At 63.8% G+C, this 22,857-nt stretch carries 23 protein-coding genes, 1 other RNA gene and 1 pseudogene; 16 read left to right on the top strand and 9 right to left on the bottom strand.

The window, feature by feature from the left end; all coding sequences use genetic code 11:
* Window positions 1-5: 5 nt before the first annotated feature.
* A complete protein-coding gene (locus IAE40_RS22155) occupies window positions 6-455 on the top strand; it encodes a YaiI/YqxD family protein (RefSeq protein WP_054894100.1) in 450 nt (149 codons plus the stop codon).
* Window positions 456-514: 59 nt separating this feature from the next.
* Here IAE40_RS22155 and elbB read toward each other — a convergent pair whose 3' ends face one another.
* Window positions 515-1,180 (bottom strand): isoprenoid biosynthesis glyoxalase ElbB, encoded by a 666-nt coding sequence (gene elbB / locus IAE40_RS22150; RefSeq protein ID WP_200603870.1) that lies wholly within the window; start codon window positions 1,178-1,180, stop codon window positions 515-517.
* A 112-nt stretch (window positions 1,181-1,292) separates the two neighbouring features.
* On the opposite strand from elbB, the pseudogene IAE40_RS25790 reads away from it, so the two are divergent.
* Window positions 1,293-1,871: pseudogene (locus IAE40_RS25790) on the top strand (sterol desaturase family protein); the annotation flags it as partial.
* A 549-nt stretch (window positions 1,872-2,420) separates the two neighbouring features.
* Here the strand turns inward: IAE40_RS25790 and IAE40_RS22140 are convergent.
* Window positions 2,421-3,065: a DedA family protein gene (locus IAE40_RS22140; RefSeq protein ID WP_172964798.1), complete on the bottom strand. Its 645-nt coding sequence runs from the start codon at window positions 3,063-3,065 to the stop codon at window positions 2,421-2,423.
* A gap of 208 nt (window positions 3,066-3,273) precedes the next feature.
* Here IAE40_RS22140 and hemB point away from each other — a divergent pair, with 208 nt between their 5' ends.
* Window positions 3,274-4,284, top strand: a complete 1,011-nt coding sequence (gene hemB / locus IAE40_RS22135) for a porphobilinogen synthase (protein ID WP_197893415.1) — start codon at window positions 3,274-3,276, stop codon at window positions 4,282-4,284.
* 20 nt (window positions 4,285-4,304) lie between these two features.
* Complete coding sequence (ppk1, locus tag IAE40_RS22130) at window positions 4,305-6,542, top strand: polyphosphate kinase 1 (protein WP_200603869.1); 2,238 nt, start codon at window positions 4,305-4,307, stop codon at window positions 6,540-6,542.
* Between the two features lie 53 nt (window positions 6,543-6,595).
* Here ppk1 and ppx read toward each other — a convergent pair whose 3' ends face one another.
* Window positions 6,596-8,098, bottom strand: coding sequence for an exopolyphosphatase (gene ppx, locus IAE40_RS22125; RefSeq protein WP_112897073.1), 1,503 nt, complete (start codon window positions 8,096-8,098; stop codon window positions 6,596-6,598).
* A 277-nt stretch (window positions 8,099-8,375) separates the two neighbouring features.
* Between ppx and trxA the strand changes: the two genes are divergently transcribed.
* From trxA to IAE40_RS22100, 5 genes are all read left to right on the top strand, one after another.
* On the top strand, window positions 8,376-8,705 hold the full coding sequence (gene trxA / locus IAE40_RS22120; protein WP_197893417.1) for a thioredoxin TrxA: 330 nt from the start codon (window positions 8,376-8,378) through the stop codon (window positions 8,703-8,705).
* A gap of 254 nt (window positions 8,706-8,959) precedes the next feature.
* Window positions 8,960-10,219: a transcription termination factor Rho gene (gene rho / locus IAE40_RS22115; protein ID WP_039581904.1), complete on the top strand. Its 1,260-nt coding sequence runs from the start codon at window positions 8,960-8,962 to the stop codon at window positions 10,217-10,219.
* Window positions 10,220-10,459: 240 nt separating this feature from the next.
* Window positions 10,460-11,926, top strand: coding sequence for a 4-hydroxy-3-polyprenylbenzoate decarboxylase (ubiD, locus tag IAE40_RS22110; RefSeq protein ID WP_197893418.1), 1,467 nt, complete (start codon window positions 10,460-10,462; stop codon window positions 11,924-11,926).
* The gene (locus IAE40_RS22105) at window positions 11,926-12,894 is read left to right on the top strand and encodes a CDP-6-deoxy-delta-3,4-glucoseen reductase (protein WP_197893419.1); all 969 of its coding nucleotides are present in this window, start codon (window positions 11,926-11,928) and stop codon (window positions 12,892-12,894) included. Before ubiD ends, IAE40_RS22105 begins: the two co-directional genes overlap by 1 nt.
* Before the next feature lie 333 nt (window positions 12,895-13,227).
* On the top strand, window positions 13,228-13,878 hold the full coding sequence (locus IAE40_RS22100) for a gamma-glutamylcyclotransferase (RefSeq protein WP_054894090.1): 651 nt from the start codon (window positions 13,228-13,230) through the stop codon (window positions 13,876-13,878).
* Window positions 13,879-13,967: 89 nt separating this feature from the next.
* Here IAE40_RS22100 and IAE40_RS22095 read toward each other — a convergent pair whose 3' ends face one another.
* Window positions 13,968-14,945 (bottom strand): NADPH:quinone oxidoreductase family protein, encoded by a 978-nt coding sequence (locus IAE40_RS22095; protein ID WP_153772879.1) that lies wholly within the window; start codon window positions 14,943-14,945, stop codon window positions 13,968-13,970.
* A gap of 156 nt (window positions 14,946-15,101) precedes the next feature.
* Here IAE40_RS22095 and IAE40_RS22090 point away from each other — a divergent pair, with 156 nt between their 5' ends.
* Window positions 15,102-15,506 (top strand): flagellar basal body-associated protein FliL, encoded by a 405-nt coding sequence (locus IAE40_RS22090; protein ID WP_063542054.1) that lies wholly within the window; start codon window positions 15,102-15,104, stop codon window positions 15,504-15,506.
* Window positions 15,507-15,542: 36 nt separating this feature from the next.
* Here the strand turns inward: IAE40_RS22090 and IAE40_RS22085 are convergent, their stop codons facing one another.
* A complete protein-coding gene (locus tag IAE40_RS22085) occupies window positions 15,543-15,995 on the bottom strand; it encodes an EVE domain-containing protein (RefSeq protein ID WP_125931031.1) in 453 nt (150 codons plus the stop codon).
* 175 nt (window positions 15,996-16,170) lie between these two features.
* On the opposite strand from IAE40_RS22085, the gene IAE40_RS22080 reads away from it, so the two are divergent.
* Window positions 16,171-16,320, top strand: a complete 150-nt coding sequence (locus IAE40_RS22080; protein ID WP_172964797.1) for a hypothetical protein — start codon at window positions 16,171-16,173, stop codon at window positions 16,318-16,320.
* Between the two features lie 25 nt (window positions 16,321-16,345).
* On the opposite strand, the gene IAE40_RS22075 is transcribed toward IAE40_RS22080, so the two are convergent.
* From IAE40_RS22075 to IAE40_RS22060, 4 genes are all read right to left on the bottom strand, one after another.
* The gene (locus tag IAE40_RS22075) at window positions 16,346-16,954 is read right to left on the bottom strand and encodes a 5-formyltetrahydrofolate cyclo-ligase (RefSeq protein ID WP_197893420.1); all 609 of its coding nucleotides are present in this window, start codon (window positions 16,952-16,954) and stop codon (window positions 16,346-16,348) included.
* An 83-nt stretch (window positions 16,955-17,037) separates the two neighbouring features.
* Window positions 17,038-17,216: non-coding RNA, 6S RNA (gene ssrS, locus IAE40_RS22070), on the bottom strand.
* 17 nt (window positions 17,217-17,233) lie between these two features.
* Window positions 17,234-17,551: a cell division protein ZapA gene (locus IAE40_RS22065; RefSeq protein ID WP_054894085.1), complete on the bottom strand. Its 318-nt coding sequence runs from the start codon at window positions 17,549-17,551 to the stop codon at window positions 17,234-17,236.
* Window positions 17,548-17,757, bottom strand: coding sequence for a TIGR02449 family protein (locus IAE40_RS22060; protein WP_054894084.1), 210 nt, complete (start codon window positions 17,755-17,757; stop codon window positions 17,548-17,550). The genes IAE40_RS22065 and IAE40_RS22060 overlap by 4 nt, the downstream gene beginning before the upstream one ends.
* A 154-nt stretch (window positions 17,758-17,911) precedes the next feature.
* On the opposite strand from IAE40_RS22060, the gene IAE40_RS22055 reads away from it, so the two are divergent.
* The 5 genes from IAE40_RS22055 to IAE40_RS22035 are packed head-to-tail and all read left to right on the top strand — an operon-like array spanning window position 17,912 to window position 22,725.
* Window positions 17,912-18,466: a YecA/YgfB family protein gene (locus tag IAE40_RS22055; protein WP_112897075.1), complete on the top strand. Its 555-nt coding sequence runs from the start codon at window positions 17,912-17,914 to the stop codon at window positions 18,464-18,466.
* Between the two features lie 22 nt (window positions 18,467-18,488).
* A complete protein-coding gene (gene pepP, locus IAE40_RS22050; RefSeq protein ID WP_054894082.1) occupies window positions 18,489-19,823 on the top strand; it encodes a Xaa-Pro aminopeptidase in 1,335 nt (444 codons plus the stop codon).
* Window positions 19,820-21,019: a 2-octaprenyl-6-methoxyphenyl hydroxylase gene (gene ubiH / locus IAE40_RS22045; RefSeq protein ID WP_200603868.1), complete on the top strand. Its 1,200-nt coding sequence runs from the start codon at window positions 19,820-19,822 to the stop codon at window positions 21,017-21,019. The genes pepP and ubiH overlap by 4 nt, the downstream gene beginning before the upstream one ends.
* The gene (locus IAE40_RS22040; RefSeq protein ID WP_054894080.1) at window positions 21,016-21,498 is read left to right on the top strand and encodes a DUF4442 domain-containing protein; all 483 of its coding nucleotides are present in this window, start codon (window positions 21,016-21,018) and stop codon (window positions 21,496-21,498) included. Before ubiH ends, IAE40_RS22040 begins: the two co-directional genes overlap by 4 nt.
* A 9-nt stretch (window positions 21,499-21,507) precedes the next feature.
* Window positions 21,508-22,725, top strand: a complete 1,218-nt coding sequence (locus IAE40_RS22035) for a 2-octaprenyl-3-methyl-6-methoxy-1,4-benzoquinol hydroxylase (protein WP_178117524.1) — start codon at window positions 21,508-21,510, stop codon at window positions 22,723-22,725.
* Window positions 22,726-22,857 lie beyond the last annotated feature (132 nt).

Raw genomic sequence — 22,857 nt, 5'->3', positions numbered from 1 at the left:
TCGTCATGCGCATATGGATCGACGCCGACGCCTGCCCCAAGGCGGCCAAGGACCTGATCGTCAAATTCGCCCTCAAGCGCAAGCTGGAAGTGGTGATGGTGGCCGGCCAGGCCGTGGCCAAACCGGCCTTCGCGATCGTGCGGCTGATCGTGGTGCCCAGCGGCATGGATGCCGCCGACGACTACCTGGTGGAGCATGCAGAGCCCGGCGAGCTGGTGATCTGCAGCGACGTACCGCTGGCAGATCGTCTGATCAAGAAGGGTGTGGCGGCGCTGGACCCGCGTGGTCGCGAGTTCGACGAGCGCAACATGGGGGATCGACTGGCGGTGCGCAACCTGTTCACCGAGTTGCGTGAACAGGGGCAGGTCGGCGGCGGGCAGGCGCCCTATGGCGAGCGGGAGAAGCAGGCGTTTGCCAATTCGCTGGATCGGATCCTCACGCGGTTGACGCGTTGACCTTTTCGCGGCGGTTCGGCGCTCCGACTTGCCCGCGAAAAGGCCTGCCCTGATGCGCTTCAGTCCTTCTCGTGAGTCAGCTCCAGCACCCGGTCCACCAGTTTGTAGATCCCACCCGCCGCTTCGCTGATCGACTTGGCCAGCATGTAGGCCGGGGTGGTCACCAGCTTGCGCTGGGTGTCTTCGACGATGTCATGCACATCGCATTCTTCATGGGTGCCGCCCATCTTCACCACGGCTGCGCTGGTGTCGGCATCGTTGCCGATGGTGCAGACCACGCCTGGGCCGTAGATCTTCGCGGCCAACGCCGGCGAGATGCAGATCAGGCCGACCGGCTTGCACGCCGCGGCGAAGGCCTCGGCCAGTGCCAGTACCTCGGGGTTCACGCTGCAACTGGTGCCTTCGACGGCGAAATTCGACAGGTTCTTGGCCGCGCCGAAACCGCCAGGGACGATGAGTGCGTCGAAGTCCTCGGCCTTGGCTTCGCGAATATCCTTCACTTCACCGCGGGCGATGCGCGCCGACTCCACCAGTACATTGCGCGACTCGGACATTTCTTCGCCGGTCAGGTGGTTGATCACGTGCATCTGCGCGATGTTCGGCGCGAAACACTGCACCTGGGCGCCGCGCTGGTCGAGGCGCAGCAGGGTGATCACGCTTTCGTGGATTTCGGCGCCGTCATACACGCCACAGCCGGAAAGAATCACCGCTACCTTTTTCGTCATGCTCATTACTCCAGTGTCGAGGCGCTAAATGTCCTCTAGTTTGGCAGATGTGGCCATAAGGGTTGTGCCCGACGCGGCCTAATCTCTGTGGATAACGCTTGGGATCGTCACCATGGACCTGATTCTGCTGGCCGTGCCGTTCTTCTTCGTGCTGATTGCCGTAGAGCTGGTCGCCGACCGGCTGCGCGGGCAGCGCAACTATCGCCTGGCCGATTCGATAAACAGCCTGAGCACCGGGGCGCTGTCGACCAGCACGGGACTGTTGACCAAGGGCGTCGGGCTTGTGAGCTACGCGCTGGCCTGGGAGCACCTGGCCCTGCTGCGCCTGCCGGACGGTGCGGTCTGGGTCTGGTTGCTGGCGTTCGTGCTCTACGACTTCTGCTACTACTGGCTGCACCGCCTCGGCCATGAGCGCAACGTGTTGTGGGCGGCGCATTCGGTGCATCACCAGAGCGAGGAGTACAACCTCACCACCGCCCTGCGCCAGACCAGCAGCGGCTTTCTCTTCTCGTGGATCTTCTATCTGCCGCTGGCCCTGGTCGGCGTGCCGCCGCTGGTATTCGTCACCGTGGCATCGCTGAACCTGCTGTACCAGTTCTGGGTGCATACCCGGCACGTGCCCAAGCTGGGCTGGCTCGAATGGGTACTGATCACGCCGTCCAACCATCGCGTCCACCATGCGCAGAATCCTTTGTACTTGGATCGCAACTACGGCGGCGTGTTCATTCTCTGGGACCGCCTGTTCGGCACTTTCCAGGAGGAGGACCCGCGCGAGCCCGTGGTGTTCGGCGTGACCACGCCGCTGGCGAGCTGGAATCCGCTGTGGGCCAACCTGCAGTTCTATGCCCAGCTCTGGCGCGATGCGCGGCGCACTCGCTGTCTGTGGGACAAGCTGCGGATCTGGTTCATGCCCACCGGATGGCGACCGGCGGATGTGGAGGCGGTTTATCCACAGGCCAAGGTTGATCTGGCGCAGTTTCGCAAGTTCGAGATACCGCTGGGGCGAGCCCAGCAGTTGTATGTGGCGCTGCAGTTCGCCGTGTACGCAGGTTTGGGGAGTTACCTGATGGAGGTGGCCGAGCGCGTGCCGCCAGCGGCGCTGGTGCTGGGCTGGACACTGATGGCGTTTGGCTTGTTCGTGCTTGGGGTGGCGCTGGAGAACCGGCCTTGGGCCGCGCGCCTTGAACTGCTGCGGCTGGCGTCCAACGGGCCGGCGCTTTATCTGGGTGGGGTGTTGGGCCTAGGGGCGGTCACGCCCTTGGCCTGGCTCCTGCTCGGGCTCTACAGCCTGTTCAGCCTGTGCGGCCTGGCTTTCTGCCGCCGCCTTGCGCTCCGCACGCAAGTTGCGGAAACGTCGGCGCAGCCAGAGCAGCCCGCCCAGCACCAGCAGGCCGCCGAGCACCCATAGCTCGTATTTCTTCACGTTGCCCAGCAGGCCTTCGAGGATGGCGCCGAAGTGATAGGCCGCCGCGCCCAGGGCCAGGGCCCAGATCGCCGCGCCAATACCGTTGAGCAGCAGGTAGCGCCGCGGGGGATAGCCCGACAGGCCGATGGCCACCGGCATCACGGTGCGCAGGCCATAGACGAAACGGAAGCTCAGTACCCAGATGTCGGGGTGGCGGCGGATATGTTCCAGCGCGCGGTCGCCCATCGCCTGCCAGCGCGGTTTGCGCGCGAGGATCTTGCGCCCGTGGCGACGGCCCATGAAATACCAGAGTTGGTCACCGGCATAGCTGCCGAAGAACGCCACCACCACGACCAGGCTGATGTCCATGTATCCACGGAACGCGAGAAATCCTGCAAGTACCAGGATGGTCTCGCCTTCGAAGAAGGTGCCTAGAAAGAGGGCGAAATAGCCGAAATCCTGCAGGAATTGTTGAAGCATTTTCTGAGGTGCTGGCGAAATGAACGCGCAGCCTACCCCTTCGCGCGCCTGGGGGAAAGTGTCCAAATGTGTCTCGACGTGAACAATTCCTACAAGGACAATGCCTGCGGCCACAAGTCGCAGGGTTGCCCTTCCCTGTAACCTAGGCGTCATAATGGGCGCTTATAACTGTCGCGCTAGCCCGCCTGCGCGGGCTCAGGAGTCTGCCGTGAGCTTTACCCCCGCCAACCGCCTGTTTCCTGCTACCCGCCTGCGTCGCAACCGCCGGGACGAATTCTCCCGTCGTCTGGTTCGCGAGAACACCCTGACCGTCGATGACCTGATCCTGCCGGTATTCGTGCTGGACGGCGAAAATCGTCGCGAGGAAGTGCCGTCGATGCCGGGCGTCGAGCGCCTGTCGATCGACCTGCTGCTCGAAGCCGCACAGGGTTGGGTCGAGCTGGGGATTCCGGCGCTGGCGCTGTTCCCGGTGACCCCGGTGGAGAAGAAATCCCTCGACGGTGCCGAAGCCTGGAACCCGGATGGCATCGCCCAGCGTGCGACCCGCGCCCTGCGTACGCGCTTCCCGGAACTGGGAGTGATCACCGACGTCGCACTCGATCCCTTCACCACTCACGGCCAGGACGGCATCCTCGACGAAGAGGGCTACGTGCAGAACGACATCACCGTCGACGCCCTGGTGCGTCAGGCGCTGTCGCATGCCGAAGCCGGTGCCCAGGTGGTGGCGCCGTCCGACATGATGGACGGTCGTCTGCAGGCCATCCGCGAGGCCCTGGAGCTGGCCGGCCACGTGAACGTGCGCATCATGGCTTACTCCGCCAAGTACGCCAGCGCCTACTACGGCCCGTTCCGCGATGCGGTCGGCTCGGCGCTGAACCTGGGCAAGGCCAACAAGGCCTCCTATCAGATGGACCCGGCCAACAGTGACGAGGCCCTGCATGAAGTGGCCACCGACCTCGCCGAGGGCGCTGACATGGTCATGGTCAAGCCGGGCATGCCGTACCTGGACATCGTTCACCGCGTCAAAACCGAATTCCGCGTGCCGACCTTCGTGTATCAGGTCAGCGGCGAATATGCCATGCACATGGCGGCCATCCAGAACGGCTGGCTGAGCGAAGCCGTGATTCTCGAATCCCTCACCGCTTTCAAACGGGCCGGCGCCGATGGCATCCTCACCTATTTCGCCGTGCGTGCCGCTCAATTGTTGAGAGGGCAGTAACGCCCTCACAGGAACGTCAGATGAATAACGAAGTGCTCACTGCTGTCGAGATCAAGGAAGCCAAGGCCCTCCCGGAGGAACTGGTCCAGACCCCACCGGACCTGCCGGCGGCACCTGAGCCGGAGCCTGCGCCTGTCGTCGAGGCCGCCGCCCCGGCGCCGGCCCCGGCGATTCCGGTGCCGGGCCTGGACGACAGCAGCCTGTACATTCATCGTGAGCTCTCGCAGCTGCAGTTCAACATCCGCGTGCTGGAGCAGGCGCTGGATGAGTCCTACCCGCTGCTTGAGCGTCTGAAGTTCCTGCTGATCTTCTCCAGCAACCTCGATGAGTTCTTCGAGATCCGCGTCGCGGGGCTGAAGAAGCAGATCAATTTCGCCCGGGAACAGGCCGGCGCCGACGGCCTGCAGCCGCATCAGGCGCTGGCGCGGATCAGCGAGCTGGTGCACCTGGAGGTGGACCGCCAGTACGCGATCCTCAACGACGTGTTGCTGCCGGAGCTGGAGAAGCATGCGATTCGCTTCATCCGCCGCCGCTACTGGACGCCCAAGCTCAAGACCTGGGTGCGTCGCTACTTCCGCGACGAGATCGCCCCGATCATCACCCCGATCGGCCTCGACCCGACCCACCCGTTCCCGCTGCTGGTGAACAAGAGCCTGAACTTCATCGTCGAGCTCGAGGGCGTCGATGCCTTCGGTCGCGACTCGGGCCTGGCGATCATCCCGGCGCCGCGCCTGCTGCCACGGGTGATCCGTGTGCCGGAAGAGGTTGGCGGCCCCGGCGACAACTATGTCTTCCTGTCGTCGATGATCCACGCCCATGCCGACGACCTGTTCCAGGGCATGAAGGTCAAGGGCTGCTACCAGTTCCGCCTGACCCGAAACGCCGACCTGGCGCTGGACTCCGAAGAGGTCGACGACCTTGCCCGTGCCCTGCGTGGCGAGCTGTTCTCGCGCCGCTACGGCGACGCCGTGCGCCTGGAGGTTGCCGACACCTGTCCGAAGCACCTCTCCGACTACCTGCTCAAGCAGTTCAGCCTGAGCGAGAGCGAGCTTTACCAGGTCAATGGCCCGGTCAACCTGACTCGTCTGTTCAGCATCACTGGCCTGGACAGCCACCCGGAGCTGCAGTACACGCCGTTCACCCCAGCGATCCCGAAGATCCTGCAGAACGCAGACAACATTTTCAGCGTCATCAGCAAGCAGGATGTGTTGCTGATGCACCCGTTCGAATCCTTCACTCCGGTGGTCGACCTGCTGCGCCAGGCCGCCAAGGACCCGCACGTGCTCGCCGTGCGCCAGACCCTGTACCGCTCCGGGGCCAACTCGGAGATCGTCGACGCGTTGGTCGATGCCGCGCGTAACGGCAAGGAGGTCACTGCGGTGATCGAGCTGCGCGCGCGTTTCGACGAAGAGTCCAACCTGCAGATGGCCAGCCGCCTGCAGGCGGCCGGTGCGGTGGTGATCTATGGCGTGGTCGGCTTCAAGACCCACGCCAAGATGATGCTGATCCTGCGCCGCGAGCAGGGCGAGATCGTCCGCTACGCGCACCTGGGTACTGGCAACTACCACGCCGGCAACGCCCGCCTGTACACCGACTACAGCCTGCTGACCTCCGATGACGCGCTCACCGAGGACGTCGGCAAACTGTTCAGCCAGTTGATCGGCATGGGCAAGACCCTGCGCATGAAGAAGCTGCTGCATGCGCCCTTCACCCTCAAGAAGGGCATGCTCGACATGATCGCCCGCGAGACGCAGTTCGCGCTCGATGGCAAGCCGGCGCACATCATCGCCAAGTTCAACTCGCTGACCGATGCCAAGGTCATCAAGGCCCTGTACAAGGCGAGCCAGTCGGGCGTGCGCATCGACCTGGTGGTGCGTGGCATGTGCTGCCTGCGTCCGGGCATCCCGGGGGTTTCGCACAACATCAATGTGCGCTCGATCATCGGCCGCTTCCTTGAGCACACGCGGGTGTTCTACTTCCTCAACGGCGGTGAGGAGCAGATCTACCTGTCCAGCGCCGACTGGATGGAGCGCAACCTCGACAAACGCGTCGAGACCTGCTTCCCGGTGGAGGGCAAGAAGTTGCTGCTGCGGGTGAAGAAGGAGCTTGAGGGCTACCTGACCGACAACACCCAGGCCTGGACCCTGCAGCCAGATGGTCGTTATGTGCGCAGTACCCCGACCGGCAACCAGAACCCGCGCAGCGCCCAGGCGACCCTGCTGGAGCGCCTGAGCAACCCGGTGCTGAACGTACGCTAGAAACGCTGTAGGCGCGGCACAAGGCCGCGCCTACATAGGGTCAGCGTCGGGGCTCAGCGCACGCTCAGCACGAACCCGACCCGCGCCAGCCACTCCGCCTCGTTGGCGAAGTCGGCCTGGGTAAGCGGATGCTGCTCGAGCCAGCCCTCAGGGAACACCACTTCCAGACTGTCGTCGGCAGCCTTGAGCTCAACCTTGGGCATTTGCTGGGTGCCGCGGATGTGGTGGAAGAGGATGGCGAAGCGCAGCAGCACGCACAGGCGGATCAGCTTGACGCCTTCGTCGCCGAACTCGGCGAACTTGTCCTTGGGGATGTTGCGGCGATGGCCGCGTACCAGCAGGGCCAGCATCTGCTGGTCCTCGCGGGAGAAGCCCGACAAGTCGGAGTGTTCGATCAGGTAGGCGCCGTGCTTGTGGTAGTGATAGTGGGCGATGTCCAGCCCGACTTCATGCACCTTAGCCGCCCAGCCCAGCAGATCGCGCCAGTTGCCGTTTTCCAGATCCCACGCCTTGGCCACCTGGTCGAAGGCGTGCAACGCCTTGCGCTCCACGCGCGCGGCCTGGCCTTGATCGACGTGATAGCGCTCCATCAACGAATTCAGTGTGCGCTCACGCACGTCCTCGTGATGATGGCGGCCGAGCAGGTCGAACAGTACGCCCTCACGCAGGGCGCCGTCACAATGGTCCATGCGCTGCAGTTCGAGGGCGTCGAAGATCGCCTCGAGAATCGCCAATCCCGCAGGGAAAATGGTGCGCCGGTCCGGTTTGACGCCGTCGAAGTCGATCTTGTCGACTTCGCCCAGCTTGAACAGCTTGCGCTTGATCACGGCCAGGCCTTCGGCATTGACCTCGCCGTTGCCATGGCCGTTGGCCTTGATCGCGGCGCCGATGGCGCGGATGGTGCCCGACGAGCCGATGGCCTCGTCCCAGGTCAGGCGGTGCAGAGCGTTCTCGATGCTCATCAGCTCAAGGCGCGCGGCAGTATAGGCCTGGGCGTAGCGTGCCGGCGTGATCTTGCCGTCGCGGAAATAGCGCTGGGTGAAGCTTACGCAGCCCATCTGCAGGCTTTCGCGCAGCAGTGGCTCGAAACGTTGACCGATGATGAACTCGGTACTGCCGCCGCCGATGTCGGCGACCAGGCGTTTGCCGGGGGTGTCGGCGAGGGTGTGCGACACGCCCAGGTAGATGAGGCGCGCCTCTTCACGACCTGAAATGACCTCGACCGGATGGCCGAGAATGGCTTCGGCACGCAGGATGAAGTCATTGCGGTTGCGAGCTTCACGCAGGGCGTTGGTGCCGACGATGCGCACAGCGCCGGCCGGCATGCCATTGATCAGCTGGGCGAAACGCTTGAGGCATTCGAGGCCCCGCTGCATGGCTTCTTCGCTGAGCTGGCGATCTTCGCTGATGCCCGCAGCCAGCTGAACCTTCTCCCCCTGCCGTTCGAGAATGCGGATCTCGGTATGGTGGGCCTTGGCCACGACCATGTGGAAACTGTTGGAGCCAAGGTCGATGGCGGCGATCAGAGACAGGTTCTTCGCGGTGGTTTGCGGCATGATCTGGATGTTCTCGGTCGATAACCCGGCAATCCTGCCATGATCGCGGGCATACGCCAACGCGCGACATGGCGAGGATTGATGCAGGGCAATGTGCGGGTGGCCTGGATGACTGATCAACAAAGGCCTCGGACAAATCCTATGACGCTTGTATGACAGTTTCGATTCGTGGCGTCTTGCACAACTATAGTTACACTCAATCGGCCGTGGCTTCCTGTAGGGCGTGGGTGCGGCTATGATGGGCAACGTTTTTTATGCTTACGACCTGGAGAACTCCATGAGCAGCGATCTGATCAAACACGTCACCGACGCCACCTTCGATGCCGAAGTGCTGCAGGCTCAAGGCCCGGTGCTGGTCGACTACTGGGCTGAATGGTGCGGTCCATGCAAGATGATCGCTCCGGTCCTGGACGATATCGCCCAAACCTACGAAGGCAAGCTGACCGTCGCCAAGCTGAACATCGACGACAACCAGGAAACCCCGGCCAAGCACGGCGTGCGTGGTATCCCGACGCTGATGCTGTTCAAGAACGGCAACGTCGAGGCGACCAAGGTCGGCGCGCTGTCCAAGTCCCAGCTGGCCGCGTTCCTCGACGCCCACCTGTGATGTGAAAGAGCCCCGCAAATGCGGGGCTTTTTTTGCCCCCGAGGCGCGATTTCCCCTGTCAAAACCACTAGACGCCGAAAAAAGCAAGTGTTACATTCGGCCTCGCACTGCTTCTCCAGTGCCCTTCGCACGCCGTCGCCGACGCACTCCCAATTCGAATCAGTACGCGATCCTGTCGCCAATCTAGCGGCGCGGCCTCATTAAGCCAGAAGCTTAATTCTCCCCCCTTCTTACATGATTACGTCACTCCCCTTATGAACCTGACAGAACTCAAGCAAAAGCCGATTACCGATCTGCTGGAAATGGCCGAACAGATGGGCATCGAAAACATGGCCCGTTCGCGCAAGCAGGACGTGATTTTCGCCCTGTTGAAAAAACACGCGAAGAGCGGCGAAGAGATCTCGGGTGACGGCGTGCTGGAGATTCTCCAGGATGGATTCGGTTTCCTGCGTTCGGCAGATGCCTCGTATCTGGCCGGCCCTGACGATATCTACGTCTCGCCCAGCCAGATCCGCCGCTTCAACCTGCGCACCGGCGACACCATCGTCGGCAAGATCCGCCCGCCGAAGGAAGGGGAGCGTTACTTCGCCCTGCTGAAGGTCGACACCATCAACTTCGACCGTCCGGAAAACGCGAAGAACAAGATCCTGTTCGAAAACCTGACGCCGCTGTTCCCGAACCATCGCCTGAAGATGGAAGCCGGTAACGGTTCCACCGAAGACCTCACCGGTCGCGTCATCGACCTGTGCGCACCTATCGGCAAGGGCCAGCGCGGCCTGATCGTCGCTCCGCCGAAAGCGGGCAAGACCATCATGCTGCAGAACATCGCGGCCAACATCACTCGCAACAACCCCGAGTGCCACCTGATCGTCCTGCTGATCGACGAGCGCCCGGAAGAAGTGACCGAGATGCAGCGCACCGTGCGCGGCGAAGTGGTCGCCTCGACCTTCGACGAGCCACCGACCCGCCACGTGCAGGTTGCCGAAATGGTGATCGAAAAGGCCAAGCGCCTGGTCGAGCACAAGAAGGACGTGGTCATCCTGCTCGACTCCATCACCCGTCTGGCGCGTGCCTACAACACCGTGATCCCGAGCTCCGGCAAGGTCCTGACCGGTGGTGTCGACGCCCACGCCCTGGAAAAGCCCAAGCGTTTCTTCGGCGCTGCCCGTAACATCGAGGAAGGCGGCTCGCTGACCATCATCGCCACCGCGCTGGTCGAGACCGGTTCGAAGATGGACGAGGTCATCTACGAAGAGTTCAAGGGTACCGGCAACATGGAGCTGCCGCTGGACCGCCGCATCGCTGAGAAGCGTGTGTTCCCGGCCATCAACATCAACAAGTCCGGTACCCGCCGCGAAGAGCTGCTGACCGCCGACGACGAGCTGCAGCGCATGTGGATCCTGCGCAAGCTGCTGCACCCGATGGATGAAGTGGCGGCCATCGAGTTCCTCATCGACAAGCTCAAGCAGACCAAGACCAACGATGAGTTCTTCCTGTCGATGAAGCGCAAGTAAGCGTTTCCGTCGGTACAGCGAATTGGGGCTGCTGCGCAGCCCATCGCGGGACAAGCCCGCTCCTACAAGGATCACGCCAGACCTGTAGGAGCGGGCTTGTCCCGCGATGGGCCGCATAGCGGCCCCAAGTCATTGATGCGCCCTACGAATGAGCGCATTGCACTCTGCCATTTGGCTATCAAAGCCCGATCGGCGCTACACTCTGCACCCCGACCGATACAGCCAACACGAGGCTCACGCATGCAGTATCGCGATTTGCGCGACTTTATCCGTGGCCTGGAGCAGCGCGGCGAACTCAAGCGCATCCAGGTTCCGATCTCGCCCGTCCTGGAAATGACCGAAGTCTGCGACCGCACCCTGCGGGCCAAGGGCCCGGCGCTGCTGTTCGAGAAGCCCACCGGCTTCGACATCCCGGTGCTGGGCAACCTGTTCGGTACCCCCGAGCGTGTGGCCATGGGCATGGGCGCCGAGTCGGTCGGCGAGCTGCGTGAAATCGGCAAGCTGCTGGCCTTCCTCAAGGAGCCCGAGCCGCCGAAGGGCCTGAAGGATGCCTGGTCGAAGCTACCGATCTTCAAGAAAGTCGTGTCCATGGCGCCCAAGGTGGTCAAGGACGCGGTGTGCCAGGAGGTGGTGGTCGAGGGTGAGGATGTCGACCTGTCCCAGTTGCCGATCCAGCACTGCTGGCCGGGTGACGTGGCGCCACTGATCACCTGGGGCCTGACGGTGACTCGCGGGCCGAACAAGGACCGCCAGAACCTCGGCATCTACCGCCAGCAGGTCATCGGTCGCAACAAGGTCATCATGCGCTGGCTGAGCCATCGTGGCGGCGCGCTGGATTACCGCGAATGGTGCGAGAAGCACCCAGGCCAGCCGTTCCCGGTGGCCGTCGCGCTGGGCGCAGACCCGGCCACCATCCTGGGCGCCGTGACGCCGGTGCCCGACACCCTCTCCGAGTACGCTTTTGCAGGGCTGCTGCGCGGCAACCGCACCGAGCTGGTCAAGTGCCGCGGCAGCGATCTGCAGGTGCCGGCCACCGCCGAAATCATCCTCGAAGGTGTGATCCATCCGGGTGAAATGGCCCCGGAAGGCCCTTACGGCGACCACACCGGCTACTACAACGAGGTGGACAGCTTCCCCGTGTTCACCATCGAACGCATCACCCATCGGCAAAAGCCGATCTACCACAGCACCTACACCGGCCGGCCGCCAGATGAGCCGGCAATCCTGGGCGTTGCGCTGAACGAAGTGTTCGTGCCGATCCTGCAGAAGCAGTTCCCCGAGATCGTTGATTTCTACCTGCCGCCGGAAGGCTGTTCCTACCGCATGGCGGTAGTGACCATGAAAAAGCAATATCCGGGGCACGCCAAGCGCGTGATGCTGGGTGTGTGGTCGTTCCTGCGACAGTTCATGTACACCAAGTTCGTTATCGTCACCGACGACGACGTCAACGCCCGCGACTGGAACGACGTGATCTGGGCCATCACCACGCGCATGGATCCCAAGCGTGATACGGTGATGATCGACAACACGCCGATCGACTACCTCGACTTCGCGTCGCCGGTATCGGGCCTGGGGTCGAAGATGGGCCTGGACGCCACGCACAAGTGGCCGGGCGAGACTACACGCGAATGGGGCCGGGTCATCGTCAAGGACGATGCCGTCACCCGCCGTATCGATGAGCTGTGGGACCAGTTGGGAATAGATTGATGCAGGTGACCTTGCAGCCGTCCGGCGCGGTGCTGTCCATCGAGGCGGGCGAGAGGATTCTGGATGCAGCGCGGCGCCTGGGCTACGAGTGCCCGAGCAGCTGTCGCAACGGCAATTGCCATGTGTGTGCGGCGTTGCTGGTGGAAGGGCGGGTGCGGCAGGACGGTGAGGTCCGCGATCACGGTGAACTGTTCACCTGCATCGCCGAACCGCTGGAAGATTGCGTGCTGCTGTGGGATGGCGTGCTGGCCTTGGGCGAGTTGCCCGTGCGCAAGCTGGCCTGCACCGTCAGCGAGTGCGTCGAGGTAGGCGGGGATGTCTGGCGCGTGCGCCTGCGCGCGCCCGCCGGCAAGCCGCCGCGCTACCACGCTGGGCAATACCTGATGATCGAGCGGGAGGGGGCCGACAAGGCTGCGTTCTCGCTGGCGTCTGCCCCGCATGCTGGTCGCGATCTCGAGCTGCATGTGCTGGCCCGTGAAAGCAGCGCGGTAAAGCTGATCGAGCAGTTGCAACGCAACGGCATGGCCCGCATCGAACTGCCATTCGGTGACGCACACCTGGCCGAGCTGCCGGACGGACCGCTGGTGCTGATCGCTGCCGGGACCGGCATGGGCCAGATGCACAGCCTGGTCGAGCATTGCCGCGCCAACGGCTTCAAGCATCCGGTGCACCTGTATTGGGGTGTACGCCGGCCCGAGGAGTTCTACACCCTCGAGCACTGGGCCGAATGGGAGCGTCTGCCCAACCTGTTCCTGCACAAGGTGGTCAGCGACCTGTGTGGCTGGGAGGGGCGTTGCGGCCTTTTGCACGAGGCCGTGTGCGAGGATATCGCCGACCTGAACAGTGTGCATGTCTATGCCAGCGGTTCACCGAACATGGTCTATGGCACGCTCGATGCGCTGGTCGAGGCGGGCATGGATGCGCACCGCATGCGCGCCGACGTGTTTGCCTACGCTCCACGCGGCTGAGTAACCAGGTATTCATGAGAGCCTGCGGCGCGCTGCAATGGCGCGCCGTGATTAATAACCAAAGTTATCGTCGTCGATTATAAGCAGTGAATTATTACCCGCCGGGTTAATAACTTTTACTATGCTTATAACAACACTTTCCAGTCGTCGGTATCGCGCGTGAAACTTTGCCAAAAGGGGTTGAGGTTTCGCCGTCATATGTCTTACGGTAGGCACATCGTCATCAACCTCTTGCGGTACAGGCCCCGCAGCATTGGGTGCGGGCTCGCAGGCGAATGCGTCGATCGCAATACAGCACTCCGGTAGTTACACAGGAAATAATGGCGGCAGCCTATGTCGGCACTTGAAAGTTCTTCGTGGCAGGTTTCTTACCCTCCGTCGCTCGACTTCGGTCAACAACTGACCCCTGAGCAATTGCAGCACTCCATGACAACGACCATGTCCCGTCATGACGGTGGGCCTGTGTGGTTGTTCGCCTACGGTTCGTTGATCTGGCGTCCGGAGTGCAACTCGGTAGAGCGTCAGCGTGCGCGGGTGCACGGTTATCATCGTGGGCTTTACCTGTGGTCCCATGAGCACCGCGGTACACCAGAATGCCCAGGGCTGGTGTTCGGCCTGGATCGTGGTGGTTCGTGCAGCGGCTTTGCCTATCGCCTGGACGAGAGCTGCCTGGACGACTCGCTGATGGCCCTGTGGCAGCGGGAGATGCCTTATCCGGCCTATCGTCCGCATTGGCTGACCTGCCGACTCGATGACGGCAGCAAGGTGCAGGCCTTGGGCTTCGTGCTGGAGCGTCACTTGCCGTGCTATGCCGGCAACCTGCCGGACACCCTGTTCAGCCAGATTCTGGCCAGCGCCAAGGGGCGTTACGGCACTACGCGCGAGTACGTGGAGCAGACGCTGAATGCCCTGCGCAGCCACCAGATGCCTGACCGGGAGCTGGAAGCGCGGTTTCAGCGCTGCCACAACCTGCGCGAGGTTTGACTGCGCCGGCCTCTTCGCGGCAAGCCCGCTCCTAAAGAGCCGGTACAGTTTGTAGGAGCGGGCTTGCCCGCGAAGAGGTCATCACCGAATCACCTGGTCAACACCACCAGCTTGCCCACCGCCTGCCGTTGCCCCAACCGTTCGATAGCCGCACCCGCTTCGCCTAGCGCGTAGGTCTGCGACACCAGCGGTTTCAACTTGCCCTCGGAATGCCACGCAAACAGCTGGCGGAAGTTGGCAGCGTTGTCTTCTGGTTGGCGCTGGGCGAACGCGCCCCAGAACACCCCCAGCACCGCCGCGCCCTTGAGCAGCACCAGATTGGCTGCCATCTGCGGGATGGTGCCACTGGCGAATCCCACCACCAGCAGCCGGCCGTTCCAGGCCAGGCCTCGTACGGCCTGGTCGAACAACTCGCCGCCGACCGGGTCGTAGATCACATCCACACCCTGGCCGTTGGTCAGGCGCTTGATCTCTTCCTTGAGGCTGGCCTGGCTGTAGTCGATCAGCTCATCCGCCCCGGCTGCCTTGGCCACGGCGAGCTTCTCGGCGCTGCTGGCCGCCGCGATGACCCGTGCACCCAGTGCCTTGCCGATTTCCACCGCTGCCAGACCCACGCCCCCTGACGCGCCGAGCACCAGCAGGGTTTCCCCTGCCTTGAGCTGGCCACGCTGGGTAAGTGCGTGCATCGAGGTGCCGTAGGTCATGCCGAAGGCGGCCGCCGTGGTGAAATCCATGCCTGCCGGGATGGGTAGCACATTGTAATAAGGCACCGCGACCTGCTCGGCGAAGGCGCCCCAGCCGGTGAGGGCCATGACCCGGTCGCCGACCTTGAAAGCCCCGGCCTTCTCGCCGACCGCCGCCACCACGCCGGCCGCTTCACCGCCGGGCGAAAAGGGTAGAGGAGGTTGAAACTGGTATTTGCCTTCGATGATCAGGGTGTCGGGGAAGTTGACCCCGGCGGCATGCACCTCGAGGAGGATCTCGTTCTTTTTCGGCACGGGGCCTGCGACCTCTTCCAGCACCAGGTCCCGTGCCGGGCCCAGGGTTTTGCACAACACAGCTTTCATCGGGCTATTCCTTTGCGGGTGATGGCCGATAAGTGTAGGAGGACGAAGGGGTGGGTCAACGAGCATGGCCTGCTCTGATGAGCCGGCATAAGCCCGGGCTTGGGTTTGAGCGATGCGCTGGGTAAGCTGGCGTCAATTGTATTGAGGAGCGATTTCGTGAAAGCGTGGATCTTGATGGTGCTGGCCCTGATGCTGCCCGTGGCGGCCATGGCCGAAGAGAGCAAGGAAGGCCAACCGAAGGTTGCCTACATCAACCTGAGCCCGCCTCTGGTCGGCAACTACGCCCTGGATGGCGGCCCCAAGCTGCGCGTCTACAAGGCCGACGTGGCCCTGCGCGTGACTGGCGATGCCGCTGCCGCGGCGGTCAAGCACCATGAGCCGCTGATCCGCAACCAACTGGTGGCGCTGTTCACCCAGCAAGGTGTGGACAACATGAGCAATGTCGAGGCCAAGGAAGCGTTGCGTCAGGAAGCCTTGAAGCAGGTCCAGCAGGTGATGGAAACCGAAGAAGGCAAGCCTATCGTCGAGGACCTGCTGTTCAACAACCTGATCGTGCAGTGAGGTCCCTGACGGGCGCCCACACATCGGCTGCCTGGATCACCTCGCCAGTGCGCAGATCGCCTGCCATTGCTCCGGGGTCACCGGCATTACCGACAAGCGGCTGCCCTTCTGTACCAGTGCAAGCGCTTCCAGCGCCGTCTGCTGCTTGAGCAAGCCGAGGCCAAGCACCTGGCCGAAAGTACGCACATGCTCGACATCCACTGCGCTCCAGGGGTTCTTCTCGGCACTGGCCTTGGCGTCGAAGTAGTGGCTTTGCGGGTCCAGCGCCGTCGGGTCGGGGTAGGCGCCGGCCTTGATCCGGGCGATCCCGGCGATGCCCGGTTGCGGGCAACTGGAGTGGTAGAAGAAGAATTCGTCGCCTACGCTCATGTTCCGCAGGAAATTGCGTGCCTGGTAGTTGCGCACCCCGTCCCAGCGCGCCTGGCCGAGACGGGCCAAGCCTTCGATGGAAAGTTCGTCGGGCTCGGATTTCATCAGCCAGTAGGCCATAGGTGCTGCTCCTGACAAGGTTTGAAATAAGATGTTGCATCAAACCGACAGCCGGTTGGCGTCAACGTTTGCGTGCCGCGTCACGTTGTCGGAAAATGCGCCGATTTTAAAGCTATACGCTCCGGTAGCACCAAGAAGGCTGCCGAGCCTGAACAGTTTGCCTAGGGGGGCAACGATGAACAAACGCAAACCGGACCTGCTGTGGATCCTGGCCTTCATCTTCGGTCTGGGTGTCGTCACCACGGGTTATGCGCAGGGTCTGTGGGAGCGAAAGCTGGACGCCGCCTATCAGGCGCCGGCCGTATCCGCCCAACAGCAACGCTGAATTTCTGCGGCGCGCGGCCTGACTTTCAGGCCGGCGCCAGGTACCAGTCACGGTCCGAGACCGTTCCGCGCAAGGGTACGTCCCAACTGGCCTGCGCCAGTCGTTCCACCTTCTGGCATTCATGTGCCAGCCCCAGCAGCAGCGGTTTCTTCCACGCCTTGCGCCGCCCCTGATAGGCCAGGCTGCGATCATAGAAGCCGCCGCCCATCCCCAGCCGTCCGCCCACTTCATCGAAACCCACCAGTGGCAGCAGGATCAGGTCGAGCGACCAGACCGGCCGCTGACGCTTGCGCTCGATGAGCGGTTCAGGAATACGGAAGCGATTACGTCGCAGTTTTTCGCCCTGTTCGAAGCGTTGGAACACCATGCGCGTGCGCGGCCATGCATGCAGCACTGGCAGGTAGGTGCGCTTGCCGCGCCGCTGGGCTTCGCGCAGTAGCAGGCTTGGGTCGATCTCGCCGTCGTTGGGCAGGTACAGGGCGATATGCCGCGCGCGGCGAAACAGCGGGTGCTGGGCCAGTTGCCGGTACAGTCCGACGGCGGCCTGGCGTTGCTGGGCGGGCGTCAACGCGCGTCGTGTGTTGCGCAGCACGCGGCGAAGTTGTGGGCGGGTGAGCGGCACGGTGTCGGTCATGGCACAGGCGATCCCGGATGCTGGCCGCCGACGGCGGCGGCACAAACGAAATGCCCGCCGGTAAAGGCGGGCATTGGGAATTCAGGCTCCCCGACAAGACCGCTATCGGTGTAGCCCTTGAACCCGAAAGTTCAAGGTGGAGATTGCAGGAGGCGTTAAGGCTTTCCGTCGAGCGGACATGCACACCTGCCCCACGTGCAACCCCCGTGGTTGTGCGTATCGGCTCAGGGACATAACCGACTGGCGCATCCCCCAGGGAGTGGCGCCAGTATACCAATCTCAATCGTTTTTGCTAACCGCGTCGTCGGACAGTGCCTGGTCGACACGCTCGAGCAGGTCGCGCACCTGCTCGCGGGTGGTGCCGCCGCTGGCGACGTCAGGGCGCTCCTGGCGGTGCAGCAGTTCATGGGTGATGTTCAGTGCTGCCATTACCGCGATGCGGTCGGCACCGATCACCTTGCCGCTGCTGCGGATCTCGCGCATCTTGCCGTCCAGGTAGCGCGCGGCACCGACCAGGTTGTTGCGTTCTTCCGGCGGGCAGATGATCGAGTATTCCTTGTCGAGAATCTGGACGGTGACGCTATTGCTTGAACTCATGAGTCTTGCTCCAGGGCCTTCAGACGCAAGATCATCGACTCGATCTTGTGCCGGGCGATCTCGTTCTTTTCGATGAGGTGGGCGCGCTCTTCGCGCCAGGATTTTTCCTGAGCTACTAGGAGTGCATTTTGCCGTTTTAGTTGCTCGACGCGCTCGATCAGCAACTCGAATCGGCTCATCAGCGCTTGCAGGTCATTGTCTTGCATGGGTTGCACTCGATCCGCTCCTTCGTCGATCGCCTGGCGATCATGCCTCTGCCCGAGCCGCGACGGCCAGCGCAGATGGTCTTGGCGCGCCTGCCGGTGCTAGGATACAAGGTCTTCATTCTAGTCATATGCGCCGTCTGGCGCCTAGCCGCCCATGCCCAATACCCAATCGCCTTACACCGCCTTCGCCATGCTGCTCTCCAGCAATGGCCATCCCGCCACCCCTGCCGAGCTGCACGGCCTGCTGATCGGCCGCAGCTGCGCCGGTGCCGGCTTCGATGCCGACGCCTGGCTGGCCGACGCCGCCCAACTGCTTGAAACCGAGCCCGGTGACAACGTCCGCAACGCCCTGATCGGCCTGCAGGAGATGGTCAAGGCCGAGCTGACCGGCGAAGACGTCGCCATCGTGCTGCTGCTGCCGACCGATGATGCCGCCCTGAGCGATCGCGCCACGGCACTGGGCCAATGGTGCCAGGGCTTCATTACCGGTTTTGGCCTGAACGCGGGCGGCAAGGACCTGTCCACCGATGCCAAGGAAGTGCTCCAGGACCTGGTCGCCATCTCGCAAGTGCAAGAAGCGCTGGAAGAGTCCGAGGACGGCGAGAGCGACTACATGGAAGTCATGGAGTACCTGCGCGTCGCACCGCTGCTGCTGTACACGGAGCTGGCCGCGCCTGTTGCGCCGGCACCAAAACCATCGCTGCATTGATCGACCCGGGGGTCGTTTGCCCATGAGCCACATACCCAAGGCAGAGTACGCCCGTCGGCGCAAGGCGCTGATGGCGCAGATGGTCCCCGACAGCATCGCCATCCTGCCGGCGGCGGCCGTCGCGATCCGTAACCGCGACGTCGAGCACGTCTATCGCCAGGACAGCGATTTCCAGTACCTGAGCGGTTTCCCGGAACCCGAGGCGGTGATCGCCCTGATCCCCGGTCGCGAGCACGGCGAGTACGTGCTGTTCTGCCGCGAGCGCAACCCCGAGCGTGAGCTCTGGGACGGCCTGCGTGCCGGCCAGGAGGGTGCGATACGCGACTTCGGCGCCGACGATGCCTTCCCGATCACCGATATCGACGAGATCCTCCCCGGCCTGATCGAAGGTCGCGAGCGGGTCTACAGCGCCATGGGCAGCAACCCCGAGTTCGACCGCCGGCTGATGGACTGGATCAATGTGATCCGTTCCAAGGCACGCCTTGGCGCGCAGCCGCCGAACGAGTTCGTTGCCCTGGATCATCTGCTGCACGACATGCGCCTGTATAAATCGGCAGCGGAAGTGAAGGTGATGCGTGAGGCCGCGGCGATTTCCGCGCGCGCCCATGTAAGAGCTATGCAGGCCTGCCGCGCCGGTCTGCACGAATACAGCCTGGAGGCCGAGCTGGACTACGAGTTCCGCAAGGGTGGCGCGAAGATGCCGGCCTACGGCTCGATCGTCGCCGCCGGGCGCAACGCCTGCATCCTGCACTATCAGCAGAACGATGCGCCGCTCAAGGACGGTGACCTCGTACTGATTGACGCCGGTTGCGAGATCGACTGCTACGCCAGCGACATCACCCGTACCTTCCCGGTCAGCGGGCGGTTCTCGCCGGAGCAGAAGGCGATCTACGAACTGGTGCTCAAGGCCCAGGAAGCCGCCTTTGCCGAGATTGCGCCAGGCAAACACTGGAATCACGCCCATGAAGCGACGGTGCGGGTGATCACCCAGGGCCTGGTCGAACTGGGGCTGCTCAAGGGTGAGGTGCAGGCGCTGATCGACAGCGAAGCCTACCGCGCGTTCTACATGCACCGTGCCGGACACTGGCTCGGCATGGATGTGCACGATGTAGGTGAATACAAGGTCGGCGGTCAGTGGCGGGTGCTCGAACCGGGCATGGCGCTGACTGTCGAACCAGGTATCTACATCGCAGCCGACAACCAGAGCGTGGCGAAGAAGTGGCGCGGCATCGGGGTGCGGATCGAGGACGACGTGGTGGTCACCAGAAAGGGCTGTGAAATTCTTACTTCGGGTGTGCCGAAGACAGTCGACGAAATCGAGGCACTGATGCTCGACGCGCGCAAGGACGTGGCATGAGCCGGGTCAACCTGGCGATCATCGGCGGCGGCCTGGTCGGTGCCAGCCTGGCGCTGGCGCTGCAGGCCGGGGCCAAGGCGCGCGGCTGGAAGATCCTGCTGATCGAGCCGTTCGCCCCCGGCGACAGCTTCCAGCCCAGCTACGATGCACGCTCCTCGGCGCTGTCCTTCGGCACTCGGCAGATCTACGACCAGCTTGGCCTGTGGCAGGGCATCGAGCGCCGCGCCGAACCGATTCGGCAGATCCAGGTGTCCGACCGCGGTCGCTTTGGCGCCACCCGCCTGGATGCCCAGGAAGAAGGTGTGCCTGCGCTGGGTTATGTGGTCGAGAACGCCTGGCTCGGCCAGTGCCTGTGGCAGGGGCTGGACAGCGAGGTGGTGAGCTGGCGCTGCCCGGCCGAAGTCAGCGCCATGCAGCCTGTCGAGGGCGGTTATCGCCTGCAACTCGACGATGACACCAGCCTTGAATGCGACCTGGCGATTCTCGCCGACGGCGGCCGCTCCGGCCTGCGCGAGCAGTTGGGCATTCATGTGCGCCGCACGCCCTATGACCAGAGCGCGCTGATCGCCAACATCTCTCCAGGCGAGGCCCATCGTGGCCAGGCCTTCGAACGATTCACCGAACAAGGCCCGATGGCCTTGCTGCCACTGCCGGAAAACCGCTGCGCGCTGGTCTGGACGCGGCAGGGCATGGACGCACGGCGTCTGGCCGATATCGACGAGCGCGCCTTCCTGCGCGAACTGCAGGACGCGTTCGGCTACCGCCTCGGCGCTCTGCGCCAGGTCGGCGCACGGCATCTCTACCCGTTGGCGCTGGTCGAAGCCGACGAGCAGGTACGCCCGCACCTGGTGGTGCTGGGCAACGCGGCGCACAGCCTGCACCCGATCGCAGGTCAGGGGTTCAACCTGTCGCTGCGCGACGTGCAGGCACTGGCCGAGGCCCTGCTCGCAGGCCCGCAGCAGCCGGGCGACCTGGCAACACTGCAGGGGTATCGCCAGCGCCAACGTCTGGACCAGAGCCTGACCATCGGCTTTTCCGACCAGGTCACCCGCCTGTTCGGCAGCGCCCAACCGCTGCTCGCTGCGGGGCGCAACCTCGGCCTGCTGGGCCTGGACCTGCTGCCACCGGCCAAGAGCTGGTTCGCCCGCCAGGCCATGGGCCTGGGAACCCGCCCCGACCCGCGGGGCCGCGCATGAAGGACGCCCGCAAGCTCGCCCGTCGGGCCCGCATGTTGCGCTGGTTGCTGAATTTCTACCCGCCCTACCTGGGGGCGGGTATCCGCGTACAGCACATCAGCCCCGACATGCGCAGCGTCAAGGTGCGCATGAACCTGACCCGCTGGAACCGCAACTATGTCGGCACCCAGTTCGGTGGCAGCCTCTACTCGATGGTCGACCCGTTCTACATGCTGTTGCTGATCGAGCAACTGGGCCGCGAGTACATCGTCTGGGACAAGGCCGCCAGCATCGACTTCATCGCACCGGGCAAGGGCCCGGTGTTCGCCGAATTCCACATAGATGACGCACTGCTGGACGACATCCGCCAGCAGACGGCCGGTGGCAAGAAGTGCCTGCCGCGTCTGCAGGTCGATATCCGCGATGGCGCCGGCGAGCTGGTGGCGCGGGTCGACAAAACCCTATACGTGCGGCTCAAGCCGCAAGCGAGGCAGGCGTAAGGCATGGACATGCGCGCGGATCTGTTGATTGTCGGTGCCGGTATGGTCGGCAGCGCCCTGGCCCTGGCGTTGCGCCACAGTGGCCTGGAGGTGCTGCTGCTCGATGGCGGGCCGCTGTCGGTCAAGCCTTTCGATGACGCCGCGCCCTTCGAGCCGCGGGTCAGTGCCCTGTCGGCGGCCAGCCAGCGCATTCTCGAGCGTCTTGGCGCCTGGGAGGGCATTGCCGGGCGCCGCGTGACGCCCTATTCGGATATGCAGGTCTGGGACGGCAGCGGTACCGGTCAGATTCATTTCTCGGCCGCCAGTGTGCATGCCCAGGTGCTTGGCCACATCGTCGAGAATCGTGTGGTGCAGGACGGCCTGCTGGACCGTCTGCACGACAGTGACGTCGGGCTGCTGCCCAATGCTCGCCTGGAGCAGTTGCGCCGCTCCGGCGATGAGTGGCTGGTGACCCTGTCCGATGGCCGTCGCCTGCGTGCGCCGCTGGTGGTCGCCGCCGACGGCGCCAATTCGGCCGTGCGGCGCCTGGCGGGCTGCGAGACGCGCGAGTGGGATTACCTGCATCACGCCATCGTCACCAGCGTGCGCTGCAGCGAGGCGCACCGCGCCACGGCCTGGCAACGCTTCACCGACGAAGGGCCGCTGGCTTTCCTGCCGTTGTCGCGGGATGACGGGCAGCACTGGTGCTCGATCGTCTGGTCCACTACCCCGGAGCAGGCCGAGCAGGCCATGGCGTTGGATGACGCGGCGTTCTGCCAGGCGCTGGAGCGCGCCTTCGAAGGCCGCCTGGGCCAGGTGCTGCATGCCGACCGCCGTGTCTGCGTACCGCTGCGCCAGCGCCATGCCAAGCGCTATGTGGATGAAGGCCTGGTGCTGATCGGCGATGCTGCCCACACCATCCACCCCCTGGCGGGGCAGGGCGTCAACCTGGGCTTTCTCGATGCGGCAGTGCTGGCCGAGGAGCTGATGCACGCGTGCGAGCGTGGCGAGCGCCTGGCGGATGTGAAGGTGCTGAGTCGCTACGAGCGTCGACGTATGCCGCACAACCTTGCCCTGATGGCGGCGATGGAGGGCTTCGAACGCCTGTTCCAGGCCAATCCTCTGCCGCTGCGCTGGCTGCGCAACACGGGCTTGAAACTGGTGGAAGGGATGCCCGAGGCCAAGGCAGTGTTCGTGCGCCAGGCCTTGGGGTTGAGCGGCGACCTTCCAGACCTGGCCAAGGCGTGAGGGCCCTATCGCGGGGCAAGCCCGCTCCTACAGGTACGCCACCTGCTTGAAGAACGGGGTGGTGCTGTAGGCGCGGGCGTGCCCCGCGATTGCTTTGCAACATCCGGTAACTGCTTCCAGGGTGAGTGGGAA

Source organism: Pseudomonas sp. S44 (assembly GCF_016624805.1).
GTDB classification, from domain to species: domain Bacteria; phylum Pseudomonadota; class Gammaproteobacteria; order Pseudomonadales; family Pseudomonadaceae; genus Aquipseudomonas; species Aquipseudomonas machongensis.
Note: the sequence above shows the minus strand (reverse complement) of the source record. Positions and strands in the feature narration are given on the sequence as shown.